14 protein-coding genes are annotated in these 13305 nt (G+C 41.8%); 10 read left to right on the top strand and 4 right to left on the bottom strand.

Features of this window, described 5'->3' with window-relative positions; all coding sequences use genetic code 11:
• Positions 1–241 precede the first annotated feature (241 nt).
• Both QNI22_RS13665 and QNI22_RS13660 read left to right on the top strand, forming a co-directional pair.
• On the top strand, positions 242–805 hold the full coding sequence (locus QNI22_RS13665) for a hypothetical protein (protein WP_314511316.1): 564 nt from the start codon (positions 242–244) through the stop codon (positions 803–805).
• Between the two features lie 46 nt (positions 806–851).
• Positions 852–1208, top strand: coding sequence for a hypothetical protein (locus tag QNI22_RS13660; protein WP_314511314.1), 357 nt, complete (start codon positions 852–854; stop codon positions 1206–1208).
• A gap of 5 nt (positions 1209–1213) precedes the next feature.
• On the opposite strand, the gene QNI22_RS13655 is transcribed toward QNI22_RS13660, so the two are convergent.
• A complete protein-coding gene (locus QNI22_RS13655; RefSeq protein ID WP_314511313.1) occupies positions 1214–2209 on the bottom strand; it encodes a proline iminopeptidase-family hydrolase in 996 nt (331 codons plus the stop codon).
• A 556-nt stretch (positions 2210–2765) separates the two neighbouring features.
• Between QNI22_RS13655 and QNI22_RS13650 the strand changes: the two genes are divergently transcribed.
• The 4 genes from QNI22_RS13650 to QNI22_RS13635 all read left to right on the top strand — a co-directional run bounded on the left by QNI22_RS13650 (position 2766) and on the right by QNI22_RS13635 (position 4971).
• Positions 2766–3440, top strand: a complete 675-nt coding sequence (locus tag QNI22_RS13650) for an AAA family ATPase (protein WP_314511312.1) — start codon at positions 2766–2768, stop codon at positions 3438–3440.
• Between the two features lie 141 nt (positions 3441–3581).
• Positions 3582–4079 (top strand): hypothetical protein, encoded by a 498-nt coding sequence (locus QNI22_RS13645; protein WP_314511310.1) that lies wholly within the window; start codon positions 3582–3584, stop codon positions 4077–4079.
• Positions 4080–4215: 136 nt separating this feature from the next.
• Positions 4216–4491, top strand: coding sequence for a helix-turn-helix domain-containing protein (locus tag QNI22_RS13640; protein ID WP_313979493.1), 276 nt, complete (start codon positions 4216–4218; stop codon positions 4489–4491).
• Between the two features lie 207 nt (positions 4492–4698).
• Complete coding sequence (locus QNI22_RS13635; protein ID WP_314511308.1) at positions 4699–4971, top strand: hypothetical protein; 273 nt, start codon at positions 4699–4701, stop codon at positions 4969–4971.
• Between the two features lie 135 nt (positions 4972–5106).
• Here QNI22_RS13635 and QNI22_RS13630 read toward each other — a convergent pair whose 3' ends face one another.
• The gene (locus QNI22_RS13630) at positions 5107–6096 is read right to left on the bottom strand and encodes a helix-turn-helix transcriptional regulator (protein WP_314511306.1); all 990 of its coding nucleotides are present in this window, start codon (positions 6094–6096) and stop codon (positions 5107–5109) included.
• Between the two features lie 95 nt (positions 6097–6191).
• On the opposite strand from QNI22_RS13630, the gene QNI22_RS13625 reads away from it, so the two are divergent.
• On the top strand, positions 6192–7313 hold the full coding sequence (locus tag QNI22_RS13625) for an FAD-dependent monooxygenase (protein ID WP_336620944.1): 1122 nt from the start codon (positions 6192–6194) through the stop codon (positions 7311–7313).
• Between the two features lie 452 nt (positions 7314–7765).
• On the opposite strand, the gene QNI22_RS13620 is transcribed toward QNI22_RS13625, so the two are convergent.
• Positions 7766–8749, bottom strand: coding sequence for an SDR family oxidoreductase (locus QNI22_RS13620; RefSeq protein WP_314511302.1), 984 nt, complete (start codon positions 8747–8749; stop codon positions 7766–7768).
• Here QNI22_RS13620 and QNI22_RS13615 point away from each other — a divergent pair.
• Entirely contained in the window at positions 8732–9148 is a 417-nt protein-coding gene (locus tag QNI22_RS13615) for a winged helix-turn-helix transcriptional regulator (RefSeq protein ID WP_314511301.1), read from the top strand. The two genes, QNI22_RS13620 and QNI22_RS13615, sit on opposite strands and share 18 nt — an antisense overlap.
• 829 nt (positions 9149–9977) lie before the next feature.
• Here the strand turns inward: QNI22_RS13615 and QNI22_RS13610 are convergent.
• Positions 9978–10874, bottom strand: coding sequence for a helix-turn-helix domain-containing protein (locus tag QNI22_RS13610; RefSeq protein WP_314511300.1), 897 nt, complete (start codon positions 10872–10874; stop codon positions 9978–9980).
• Between the two features lie 334 nt (positions 10875–11208).
• Here QNI22_RS13610 and QNI22_RS13605 point away from each other — a divergent pair, with 334 nt between their 5' ends.
• A complete protein-coding gene (locus QNI22_RS13605) occupies positions 11209–12192 on the top strand; it encodes an aldo/keto reductase (protein WP_314511298.1) in 984 nt (327 codons plus the stop codon).
• A gap of 72 nt (positions 12193–12264) precedes the next feature.
• Entirely contained in the window at positions 12265–13065 is an 801-nt protein-coding gene (locus tag QNI22_RS13600) for an aldo/keto reductase (protein WP_314511296.1), read from the top strand.
• The last annotated feature ends 240 nt before the right edge of the window (positions 13066–13305 follow it).

Here is a 13305-nt window from a genome sequence, read left to right as displayed (position 1 = left end):
TGATTCATTCCTGTTCAGAGTCCTGGATAGGATTGTAAGTATAAGTATTTGATTTCTGGTCTGGTGTTTCAATAATTATAACAGTTGAAGACAACAAAGCTATCTGACAATAGTAGTAAACCTATAAAACCTCCACCTATGTTTTCTTACAAAATCCACACTTTTATTTATGGAAAAATCTATAAATGACATCTAAGCAAATAGAGACATACTATTCACTACTATTACAATCAATTATTTCATGTATTCTTACCATAAACGTATACAAATAAGCCTCTCCTTTATTGTTCTGGTACTGTTTGTTGGGTGTTTTACCAGCTACAGTCAGACCAAGAAGTCTACCACACCAGCCTTTGTATTTAAGTATGAAGGCAATAATCTCACAGAATTTCTCCAAAGAAATACCCGCTATCCAGCCCGACTACAAAATCTTACTGATTCCTGTAAGGCATTTGTCTTCGGCTTTTGTGTGCGTTTTGTAGTGAATGCCAGTGGCAAAGTAAGTAATATCTCTTTCTCCAATCAGGTACATATTTCTATCCAGGAAGAGATGCAAAGAGTGTTAAAGCTGACAAATACTCACTGGAAAGCAAGAGGAGGTATTACTCAACAGGCCATGATTCTGCCCGTTATCTATGCCAGAGGTGATTGTCTGAATAGAAATATGGATGGAGTAAGTGGTACAGAATACCAAGCTGTACTGAATAACATTTTTGATTTTTTATACAAGAATCAGAATACATCAGGAAATAAAACGGCTATTCTACCTACAATCGAGGTCATTGGCTATCAAACCATGAGGTAAAGAGAAAATAAGAGATGTAACCCGCAAAAAGTAGTAATTAAAAAAAGTGTTTGTACAGATCAGTAGCCTTCTGATACGCTTAGTTAATAATCAAAGTAACAAAGCCAGTCGTCAATGCTGTCCCCTTAAGAAAACCACTCAAACTACCTCATCTGTCCTTCTGGAAGAATCTCGTGGCAAGACCAGCGGCCTTTCCTTTTGGAGACTATTTGTCTCTCAGAAAGTAAACGCAACTCTATTTGTCACAAGATTCTTTCAGAAGGACAAAAAGAAATATGAAAAAAAAGAAATAAACTTCCTTATGTTGATAGCATTGAGCCAGTCGTCGGCTGATCGTCAGCATAGGTACTATGCTAACTCTGGGGTAAAAATGCCTGCGATCAGCTTGTTTGAGATGGGATAGCTTGTTCATTTGTTGTTTTTAGTAAACTTTTTATCTTCTACATCTTTGAAAAAGCGAATCAAAGCCTCAAAGTAATGCTGGCTATCATCCCACATAGCAAAATGCGATCCTTCAGGACAGATATAGACTCTGCTTTGGCGCATTCTCTTGCTCATCTGGTAGTAATCACCTGTGGGAATAAAGTCATACTTTGCCCCTAACAACAGGGTAGGCATCTGCACCAAAGCCAAACGATTAGAAAAGTCCCACTGATCCATTTCATTCAGCAAAGCAAACCGAAACCGATCTTTTCGGTTTATGTGTTGGTAATTACGATCATAAGGTTCAGGTGGCTGGGACAAGCGTAAAACGTGTTGTTCTTCGAAGTGTTTGCTAATCACCTGCTTGATAACTGAATCAGGCACGTTGCCTCCCTGCTGCTTTTGCTCAAGCAGGCGTTTGACTTCATGGCTGTTAGCAATAGAGGAATACAAACCCCTACGATAAGCATTATGACTACTAGCCCGATAGCCCATATTGGAAACAATTAACCCTTTCAGGTGCTGGCCATACTTTGCCGCATATTCGAGGGCTAACATACCTCCCCAGGAATGACCCAAAAGATAAAAATCCTTTAACCCTAATCCTTGTCGCACCTGTTCTACCTCTTCTACAAACCGATCTATATGCCAAAGTGTACTATCGCCAGGCTGATCCGAGTAGTAAGAACCTAACTGATCGTAGAAGTAGACCTCTACCTCTGCAGGGTTCAAGTGCTCTGGAAAGTTTTCCATATATTCATGTGTATTGACAGGTCCACCATGCAGCAACAAGAGTTTGATCTTACCTTGCCCGACTTTTTGGGTCCAAACCTGGTATTTACCTGCCACCTGAATCATCTTTACCCCTTGGGCATTGCGCTTGGCCTGATAACTACTGTCTTTCTGTTGGGCGCTTATCAGAAAGGGCACCAGTAGTAAACAAGGCAGTAGTGACAGGAATATCATTAGTGGTCTACTCATTTTCTTTTTTCAATGGGTATGAGTGTAGTAGTTTGACTAGATTGTTGGCTTCAGTTTGAGTAAAATGCAACATAGAGAGAGGAATGACTTAACTATTAAAAATAGTCATTTCTCTCGTTTTTAGATGATAAATTGCTATATAAATATCACTTTAAAAAAACAGATTTCTTCAAAGCAAAAAGCAAAAACTACTACCCACTGAAAATCAGCACATAAAAAAAATCACTCAAAAACACCACTTCTCCTACCCTTGCTTTTTAAAAGGCATTACATACCATTAGAAGCCTTTAGAGCGATTTAACCAAGTTTTGAAACTATTAATCAATTCACAGCGGAAAATGGCTTATAAGCGATCTTTCATGCCTCAAACTGCATTTCTAAGCCGAATCGCGCAGATCCCAAAAAACATAGCCAACCCAAAACGCACCTGAATCACGTATTTGTAACAATTTTAGACCTCCAGGGCGTATACGCCATTCTCAGGCGGTTTAGAATATATCTATTGCAATCACTATTCACTATCGTTTGTATAGTGAATATTTACCAGGTACGCTCAATGATCGAACTGGAAACCGCTGAGCAACGACGTAACGGAATCCGGCTTCTACTGACAGAATCACTTAAACAGGGAGCACCCTTTGACTACCTGATACTGGATGGTTGCCTGGATCTGACCACCGACATGAATGACTCAAAGGATGCGGTTCTGGTAGTTCGATGGATCAGAAAACTGGCCTCAGAATTTAATCTGGCAATCATCTGTACACTTCACCCCAACAAAAACACCTCCACAGCAGCCGGACATTTTGGTTCGTTTCTGCATCGGTATAGCCGGGCGTTCTTACTGCTTCAGACGATGGAGCAGGCCGATGGCATGCGTCAACTAACCTCTGACTTTGACCTGGGAAAACTATCCCATAGTCATCATCCGGTAGAAAAATATTTTAACTGGGATACAGAAAAAGACTTCTTTATGCCTGCAGACTACCATACACCGATCCAGACAGAACAACCCAAAGCGGGACAAGTTCAACTAAGCGATATTATCAAAAAAGCATTTACCAAACTTATGTCTACTCAGGCTTCTTCTATGGCGCTGAAAAAAGTAGTATTGGAGATTAGCCATGAAAATGAAAGTAAGGTCAAACGCATGCTCTCGGATGCGGTTGAGTTTGGCTATATCCGTTTGGAAGGAGATCGGCGCAATGCCACTTATCATCTTAGTTCCTAGAAGATCCTCATAGAAGCGAGTTATCTGACAGAGACAACACTTCTCTCGCTCTCAACTTCTCTCGCTCTCACATGAACCAATAACTAACCCAATATGCCACTCAAACCAACAACAAAATTTCACTTACACTACATACCCAACATGCTATCTCATACACCCATACAACCGTCCGAAACCCGTATCCAAGCTTTATGCTTTCAATGGCACTGGAATACGTTTCCTGCCTACAGAGGTTTGTTACATACCCATAACAACAACAGTCACAATGCGATCAAAGGCGCTCTAAACAAAGCTTTAGGCATAGTGAAAGGCGTGTCTGACCTGGAATACTTCTTTGCAGGCAAAAGCTACTTTATGGAACTCAAGAACTTAGCAGGCTATCAAACCCTTGAACAGAAACAGTTTCAGAAACTGGTAGAATCACAGGGAGGTGCTTACCAGATTGTGCGCAGTCTGGAAGAGTTTCAATGCCTGATTGAGGGTATTCATACCCAATGCAATCATCCAGTAAGCAGGCATCAGGCAACCTGTATCCAGGTTATTTCTGAAACCAACCGTAACTCCGGTTGCAATATTAACTCTTGCTTACCCCTAACCTGTATACACGTTAAGCAGGAAAGCGACCGTAATTCCGGTTAGGATTTTATATAACCGGAGTTGCAGTTGTTTCTCTGAGTAACTGGAACTCCGGTTGCTCTTTTCGATAACTGGCATACAGGTTAAAAACCTTTCAAACCCTACGAATCCTACAAACGCTACTAACCCTTTGATCACAATGAGTTTACAACATATCGGCCAACGTATTTATCATTTACGGGTAGAAATCCTGCAAATACCCCAATGGGAGTTTGCTCAACGTACCGGAACGGCACAAGGCAATCTGTCCTCGCTGGAAAAGGGACGTTCGCTGCCCTCCTGCTTTTTCCTGTGGTCGCTACAAACCACTTTTCACACAGATCTGAACTGGTTGATCACCGGAGAAGGCGAACCCATTCGCCCTTCTGGCAACAAACGCAAAAACACACTACAAACCACTGAAAACCAACCATAAACGTAGTTGCGATTATCGCAAGTACGGTTGGACTGGTATTTGTAAAATCCCGACCTTTGTATCAGAAAATCGGTTAGAAAAGGGGCTTACCTCTCTGCCTGCAAGCAATCCGGAACCTTGACAGCAGCGCACCTAAAAGCCCCCACTCTACCGACCCTTTGTTCGCTAACCTATTACGCTAATTTTCCACTCAAACCAAACAAAACAATGGCATTAACGCTAACCTTGCTCACTTCAAAAGCCGACTGTGACAAAGTCCTCGATGAGCTGACAGACCTGAAAAGTGATCTGGAATACAAACAAATCTCGCTGACCCGCAGCCGTGAAAACGCTGCTGACAGAGCGTCAGACATCGAAGCTACCTTAGCCTCCTCTGAAGCCGAAGTAGACTCACTAGCCTCCATCATCGCCGTATTACCGGAGGGTACGACCAAAACCGAGATGGAGAACCGCAAAGTGAAAGCGGAATACAAACGGTGAAGAAGAAGTAATCAGCTATGTGTGGGCACCAGCGGTAATTGAAGGGTGTAACGTCCAATGACTACCACCACCACAGCAGCGTGTCTTACTCTTTAAACAAGCACCTGATCCAATCTATCAGTAGTATCAATGGAGTCATCCCTCATTTCTTACTATCAGTTTGGTATTTGTACTCCTGAAAGATTGAACGTACTTTTTGGGCTTCATGCCTATATGCTTTTCAAATACTTTCGTAAAGTGACCCAGGTTCTCAAAACCCATTTGAAAGCCTGCTTCCGAAACAGATACATTTTCCTCACGCAAAAGTCGGGCCGCTTCTTTCATACGCAAATGCTGATAATAATCATAAATGCCCATCCCAAATACCTGTGTGAAAATCCTGCGGAGCTTCAATTCGTTCATACCCGCAATTTGCTTTAATTCCTCTATACTGCTGGATTGGCTCAATGACGACACAATCTTGTCCCGCACCCGGTACACAGCGTCAATTTCCTTATGACTCAGTTTTACACTACCAGCATTCTGACGCTTTCGCAAGCTCTCAAACAGATAGAAAAGTAACTCCATTGCCTTGATCTTGTAATAAAAACTTTTCATACTACCTGGCTCTTCTTTCTTCACAATCTCATTTACTGTGCGCAAAATGTCATCGGTCATCAGTTCCTCTATCCAAAAACTATGTGTATTATCAAACAGGAACTGGAAATGGTCAGATTCCTCTTTCAGGAAATTTTTCAAATACCCGGCACTGATGCTGATGGAAACATGTGTTACCCAGGTATCTTTTGCAAAAGATATTTTTTGACTAATGCTATACGGAAATATACGCACATAGGGTGAGGTTGCAATTCGATTGCTTTTATCTGGATCACAAATCCCATCAACCTCAAAAATATTATGAAATATAAAGCCAATCCCATCACTTATGGCAGATGTGGCAGTTAAGCGTGTGAAATCATTGGTTGCATAAAAAGACCCAAAGTGAATGGCCATTTCAGGGAGGAAAACAAAACCTTTGAAAAAGTTGACCTGTAGATGTTCAAATTCCTTATCTAACGTTAATCCTACTTTGTCAGTGAATTGAAGAATTTCACTGTCAGCAAGCAGACTATCTTTAGTATTCATTTTTTCGACTAAAATTAGTAGTAAATCGAATATTTTACTCACAAAGCTATCATTAGTTTTGCATTGTAAATACTATCGGACTATAAAAAATAACCTTGAAAGCGATGAAAAAACGAGTGTTAATAGTTGGTGCAAGTTTTGCCGGGTTAACGTTGGCCTATTGGTTACATAAATTTGGCTATCAGGTGACAGTCGTAGAACTGGGCACCGAGCTGAGAACAGGCGGCTCCCCTATCGATGTGCGAGGTGAAGCCCTGGATATAGTCAGAGAAATGGGTATATATGATCAAATCAAAGCCCATGAGTTTGTTCACACAGATGAGGTCGTCAATGCCAACGATCAAACACTAGCTACGTTTGCCATAAATACATTAGAGGAGTATTTGGGGGATATTGAAATTCATCGGGGTGATCTGGTAAAAATTATATACGAAGCCATTCCAAAAGAGGAAGTGGAGATCCTTTTTGGAAATAGCATCGCTACATTGATTCAGCATGAAAATGAAGTGGAAGTGTCTTTCCAAAAAGGAGGACGAAAAAGGTATGATTTTGTGTTTGGAGCAGATGGAACCCATTCTACTGTCAGAAAACTTGCTTTCGGTCCTGAAGACACGTTCAAAAAGTTTCTTGGGGTCTATTTTGCCTTTGCTGTAGCTGACCACATACAAACAGGCAGACCCAAATCTACGGGTATTGTGTATCGTGAGCTGGGCAAACAGGCTGTCATTTATCAATTTAAAAACGGAGCCAATGCTATCCTTTTATTCCGGGCACCTAAACTGGATTGGAACTACCGGAATCCCGAACAACCAAAGGAAATTCTGAGAGAATATTTTGCTGGCAACACCCATTGGAAACTTCCGGAAATTCTGGATGCAATGCTTCATGCTGATGACCTGTATTTTGATGAAGCCTGTCAGATTCATATGCCAGCCTGGACAACTGGACGTGTAGGCCTGATAGGTGATGCGGCATACGCGCCAAGCTTTTTCACAGGTATGGGTACCAGCTTAGCAATACAAGGCGCTACCCTGTTGGCGAAAGAACTCCACGCCAATGAAGATTACCAAACGGCTTTTGCAAACTACAATGAACAGTTTAAACCTTTTGTAGAGAGCATTCAAGCCCGCGTAACCTATGGATTAAAAGTTCAATTGCCGGAAACGGAAGAAGAACTGCAGGCATCTTATAAAGCCTTGAGTAACCCGAATCAATAGCCATAGATCGTTTAACTCCATATCATCGTCTGCCTTATAGCCATTTCTATGATACAGTATTTCTAGAAAATGTTGAGACCCATAGCAACTGGTTATGAGAGTGATTAGCATATAGTCACTCTCATAACCAGTTGTTGCTTGTTGAGTTTCTTTAAAAGTATTAAATAATATACCCAGTATTTGAGAAAAAAAATAGCATTAAAAGCACATTATCTGAATCATATTTTTACTGTTGTATTGGTGCTTCATTAATCTCCTCAATGTACAAAAAAGAATCACCCTCCTTTTTTAATTTGTCAGTTATAACTTCCTGTTGCAAAAGACAGAATTAACCGTGTAGGCCTTTCAGTGGAGCTAATGCGATTACCCGCTTGCACTACGAGAAAGCGGGTAACCGTATGGATGGATTCACGGCATATTGGCCACCCCGTAGTGACTGACAAAACAAGCTGTCATGTTCCAGGAAAATATGTCGCTTTCAGGAAATCACGCAGCGAAGTGGGCTTGCGACCCAACAAACGTTCGACTGTATGGTACGTCCCGGCTAGCATGCCGTGTTTGGCAGCCTCACCCCACTGGGCAAGGAAACTGGCGACTACTTCAGGTAGACCGGCGGCTACTTGCTGAGCAATATAAGATGCGGCTTCAGTGTTTTCGTAAGTGATGTCCCGGCCTGCTAATGTAGAGAATTCCCGGGCAATGTCATGAAACGAATAGGCCTGGCTACCGGATAAGGTATACTCCTGGTTTTCATGTCCTTCGCCGGTCAACAGGGCAGCTGTGGCAGCGGCCAGTTCGGTCCGCGTGACGAATGCTATCTTTCCTTCTCCTGCTGGGAAAAGTATCTGCCCATCTGGCACCTGGTTCCCGATCAGATACCCAAGACCTTCAAAGTAGTATCCGTTTTTGAGAATGGTGTATACCAATCCGGAGGCTTTGAGGTAAGCCTCGGTTGCCAGATCACTTTCGGTGACCTGCGGCATCACAAAATCGCTGCTGCGCTGTATGCTGGTGTAGAAAAGGTGCTTCACCCCTGCTTCCTTAGCAGCGTCTATCACGTTCTGGTGTTGACGTACCCGGTCGGTAAACGCTACAGCGGAAACGAGCAGTACCTTGTCAATACCCCGAAAGGCTTCTACCAGCGCAGGATAGTCAAAGTAGTCAGCTTGCCGGACGTCCACACCTCGCTTGATAAGATCGGTGGCTTTGCTGATATCGCGTACCATGGCAACAATTTCTGAGGCCGGGGTTGTGGTAAGCAGAAAGTCAATAGTTTGGTGGCCTAATCCACCAGTTGCTCCAGTTACTAAAATCATAATAAAAAGAAATAAAAAACTGTGTATATTTACTTGCAAATTGCAAGTGCAAAGATAAAACAAAACACTTGCAAAAAGCAAGTAAAATAAAATCGTTTTTTTATGAAAGAGCCAAAACAACGTTCTACTTGCCCAGTCAGCACATCACTTGACGTGCTGGGGGACAAATGGACTCTACTCATTTTACGGGACATGGTGTTTGCAGACAAGTCCACTTATGGTCAATTCCTGCAGTCAGCGGAAAAAATCGCGACCAACGTACTGGCCGATCGCCTGGCCGTCCTCGAGTCACACGGTATCTTAACTAAGGCTGTAGCCTCCGATAAGAAATCGAAGTTCACCTATAGCCTGACGGAAAGAGGTGTTGACACCATCCCAATCATTGTAGAACTCATTCTGTGGGGAACTAAGCATTGGCCTACCGTTCTAAACCCTGCATTGCTGGCAGAACTTCAAGCCGGGAAAGATGCTACTGTTGAGAAGTACAAACGGTTGGCCCGCCAGAAGGCATCAATTTAAGCAATGGGCTGTGAACAGAGGAAAAAAGCATCAGAAATTGCCAGATGGAAGCCAACCCTAGACTTTAGGACAATTCGCAAATTACTCACATACTAACTTATACCATTCCAGAGTACACTAGCAAGAGTTGTTGATAAGTTTGGATATAAACATCCTACTATCCTAACAAACGTCAAAGCCAGCATTTGACCTGTTACCGCGATATTTTGGAGATTGGTTACTTTATAACCTTATTTTTTGTATAAACGAATTAAAATGAATAGAAATAGGAATAATAAATAAAAGTATTCTTTTATACATATAAAGTATTGTAATAATATTATGAAATGGAATTATTGCAATTAAGATTATAACACGAATAAAATCCACTTTAATATCAAACGATGTTAGAAGATTTATTGTCAGATGATCATTCTTGCTTGTACTATCTATGAACTTCTTTTTTAAGATTGCATCTTTATATATTTCCGGGTATATAGTATAAGCTTGCCTGTAAATCATTCGATTTATTTCTATAGAATCAACTACTATAAACTTCTCAGTTCGCTTATTATTGTTAATGTTATTCTTAGAAATAAAAATCTTCTCATAATGATAAGCAGATCCACTACAAGAAAACAATACGTTTAATGTAATAAATATTGACAGTAAATAAAGATACTACGTTGACTTCCATTTTTTACTTCGGTAATTTTTTGTCTCAAGAATAAATTTATTTTTATCATAAATTACCACATTATCATGTATAATACTTGTAATAATAAAGAGGAATGATCGGGCTGGCACAAACTAGTAAAACAACTAAAAATAAAATTGTAAATAAATTCATTTAATTCATCATCCGGTAAGCATTTGGCGTAACGCCTGTTTTTTGTTTGAATAGGCGGATGAAATGCTGCGGGTATTTGAATCCCAACTCGTAGGCAATTTCGCTTACAGATTTATTTAAGTCAAACACTCTCTCTTTGGCCATCTCTATCACTTTTGATTGAATGTATTCCTGAGCAGATCTGCCGGTTTCTTTCTTCACCAGATCACCAAAATAGTTGGGTGATAAATGTAGGGCTTCGGCGCAATATGCTACAGAAGGCAAGCCTTGGCTCTGTGGTTTATCGGATGAAAAATAGCCTTTCAATACGTATTCAAACCGTTCCAGGATTCCTTTGTTTGCCGTGTCACGTGTAATGAACTGGCGGTCGTAAAAACGGATGCAGTACTTGAGCAGCAACTCGATGTTGGAGGCAATTAGCTCTTTGCTGTGCTTGTCTATATTCTGATTGAGTTCATACTCGATTTTTGAGAAGCAGTCAATCACCATAATCTTCTCTTTATCTGACAGGTGAAGTGCTTCATTTACATCATACGAAAAGAAAGAATACTCCTGAATGTGTTTGCCCAGCGAAGTGCCGTTGATCAGGTCAGGATGAAAGAGCAATACCCAGCCTTTCGGGGCAAATAGGTCAACGCTGGGTTCCACACCTACCACCTGTCCGGGTGCTATAAATATCAGACTTCCTTCCTGGTAGTCATAGTGCCTTCTTCCATAACGTAACTGGCCATGGTTCAATTCTTTTAACCCCACCGCATACAAACCAAAGTTGAATGACCTGGCGGGCAGCGGTTTCACTTTCGACTGGTCAATCACTGTAACCAGCGGATGTTTGGTAGGTACACCCCGCATGGCATTGTATTGGGCAATGCTGTCAATTTTTACAATCTCTTCCATACTGTATTCTTTATCGCTACAAAAGTACATATTCGGGTAAATCCTCTTTATTCCCCTCGTTGGTGTTATCACCAACGAGCTGTTTCCCGCCGTTCAGGTTGGTGATAACACACAACCTGGGAAGAAAATATCCTTCCTGTCCTCCAGAAAGAACCTACTTTTAGGAGGACAGGAAGAGAGTGATCCCAATAGTAAAAGTACACATTCCGGTAATCCCTTTTATTAGCAGCCTTCCCAATCCGTAATAGTGGTAGCAAAACCCGTAATCTGTATACCAACCGGATTGTCCTTCTTCCACAATTTTGTAGCAGTAAACACACAAAAAACAGACAAAATGAAAACACGACACTTAGGAAGTTCAGGATTAACAGTGTCCGAACTTGGTTTCGGATGCATGGGATTAAGCCACGGGTATGGTCCGGCAACCAATGAAAGTGAGGCCATTGCACTCATTCAAAAAGCATACGACTTGGGCATTACGTTTTTTGATACCGCAGAAGCGTATGGACAAGGCGCCAATGAACAGCTGGTAGGAAAAGCATTGCACTCTGTACGTGATAAAGTAGTCATCGCTACCAAGTTTGGCTTTGTAAATGGCAGGAATACAGATGGGTTGGATAGTCGCCCGAAACGCATCAGACAGGTGGCCGAAAACTCGCTCCGTTATCTGCAAACCGATTATATCGACCTGTTTTATCAACACCGTGTAGACACGAATGTGCCTGTTGAAGACGTTGCCGGAACCATAAAAGATCTGATTGCTGAAGGCAAAGTAAAATACTTTGGTATGAGTGAAGCTGGCGGGCAAAGTATCCGCAGAGCACATGCCGTGCAACCTGTGGCAGCCCTGCAAAGCGAGTATTCCATGTTCTGGCGTGAACCTGAAAAAGAGATCATTCCACTTCTGGAAGAACTGGGCATTGGCTTCGTTCCGTTTAGTCCGTTAGGCAAAGGATTTTTAACGGGCAATATGAATGCAAACACCGAATTTGACAAGACCGACTGGAGAAATGTCATGCCCCGCTTTAGCAAAGAAAACCGCGAGGCGAATCAAACCATTGTTGACCTAGTGACAAAGATTGCGGCAGAGCATAACGCAACACCAGCACAGATTGCCCTGGCATGGCTGCTGGCGCAAAAGCCCTGGATTGTACCAATTCCAGGAACCACAAAAATGACTCGTTTAGAAGAGAATATAGGTGGTGTAAATATCACCTTACCTGCTGATGCCTTAGCTACTATCGCTAAGGCTTTAGACAGTATTACCCTTCAGGGAGAACGCTATCCGGCAATCCTGGCAGGCCTGCAAGGCAAGTAAGCAAGGCATACTCCAGGTGATATGTCTTTCTATGTACTAATTCAGGAAAAACCAGCATACAGATATACCCTAATGAACATAACATTAAATAGCGGCGTAAAAATGCCCCTGCTTGGCTTTGGGACAAACTTGCTTCGGGAGGGTTCACAGTGTGAGCAGTCTGTGCTACATGCATTACATAGTGGCTACAGACTGATCGACACCGCTGCGGCATACGGTAATGAGGAATCGGTGGGCAAAGCGATTAAAAAAAGTAGTGTTAAACGAGAAGAAATCTTTGTGACTACAAAATTTTTACCAACGGATACAGGATATGAGAAAGCAAAGCGCGCCTTTGAAACCTCGCTAAAAAATTTGGGTCTTGACTATATTGATCTGTACTTGATTCACCTCCCACAGGGAGACATACATTCCTCCTGGACAGCCATGGAGGAATTGTACAAAGAAGGGAAAGTAAGGGCTATAGGGGTAAGTAATTTCACTATGAATCAGATTCAGCATTTATGTGAGCAGCATAGTGTAATACCCGCAGTCAATCAAGTGGAAACACATCCATTTTCTCAAAAAGCAGAGATGCAGAAAGCGTTGAACTCCCAAGGCGTCCAGTTGGAGTCATGGGCTCCCTTTGCTCAGGGCAAAAACAACCTTTTTAGAAATGAACGTTTAAAAGCGCTTTCAGGCAAGTATAACAAGAGCATTGCACAAGTGGTGCTACGATGGCTAATTCAAAGAGAAGTAGTGGCTATTCCCAAATCAGCAACCAGAGAAAGGATAGTTGAAAATTTCAATGTATTTGACTTTGAGTTGTCTCCTGATGATATGACAGCTATCCAATCGCTGGATAAAGGAAGTGGACTCATTTATTCTGTTTAAAAGAGGCTAGAAAATCGCAAGCAAGTACTAACACTTTTCAAACTTGATTGTTATTTCCCTAGCGTGAAAGAGTATTTGTGTACCCGAATTAGTGAAGCTGTCTAACATAGTTTATTAAAGCTGCGAAGGCATAGTTTGGGCTGCGACTTTGTCTATTTTCCGGTGAGAAGCCGCTGGCTATGTTCTCATTGTCTTATAGACATACTAACTTGTCTCACTCCAAAAGCTATTTTCGCTGTT

This window comes from Xanthocytophaga agilis, from assembly GCF_030068605.1.
Lineage (GTDB): Bacteria > Bacteroidota > Bacteroidia > Cytophagales > 172606-1 > Xanthocytophaga > Xanthocytophaga agilis.
This window is presented reverse-complemented; position numbering and strand designations above follow the sequence as displayed.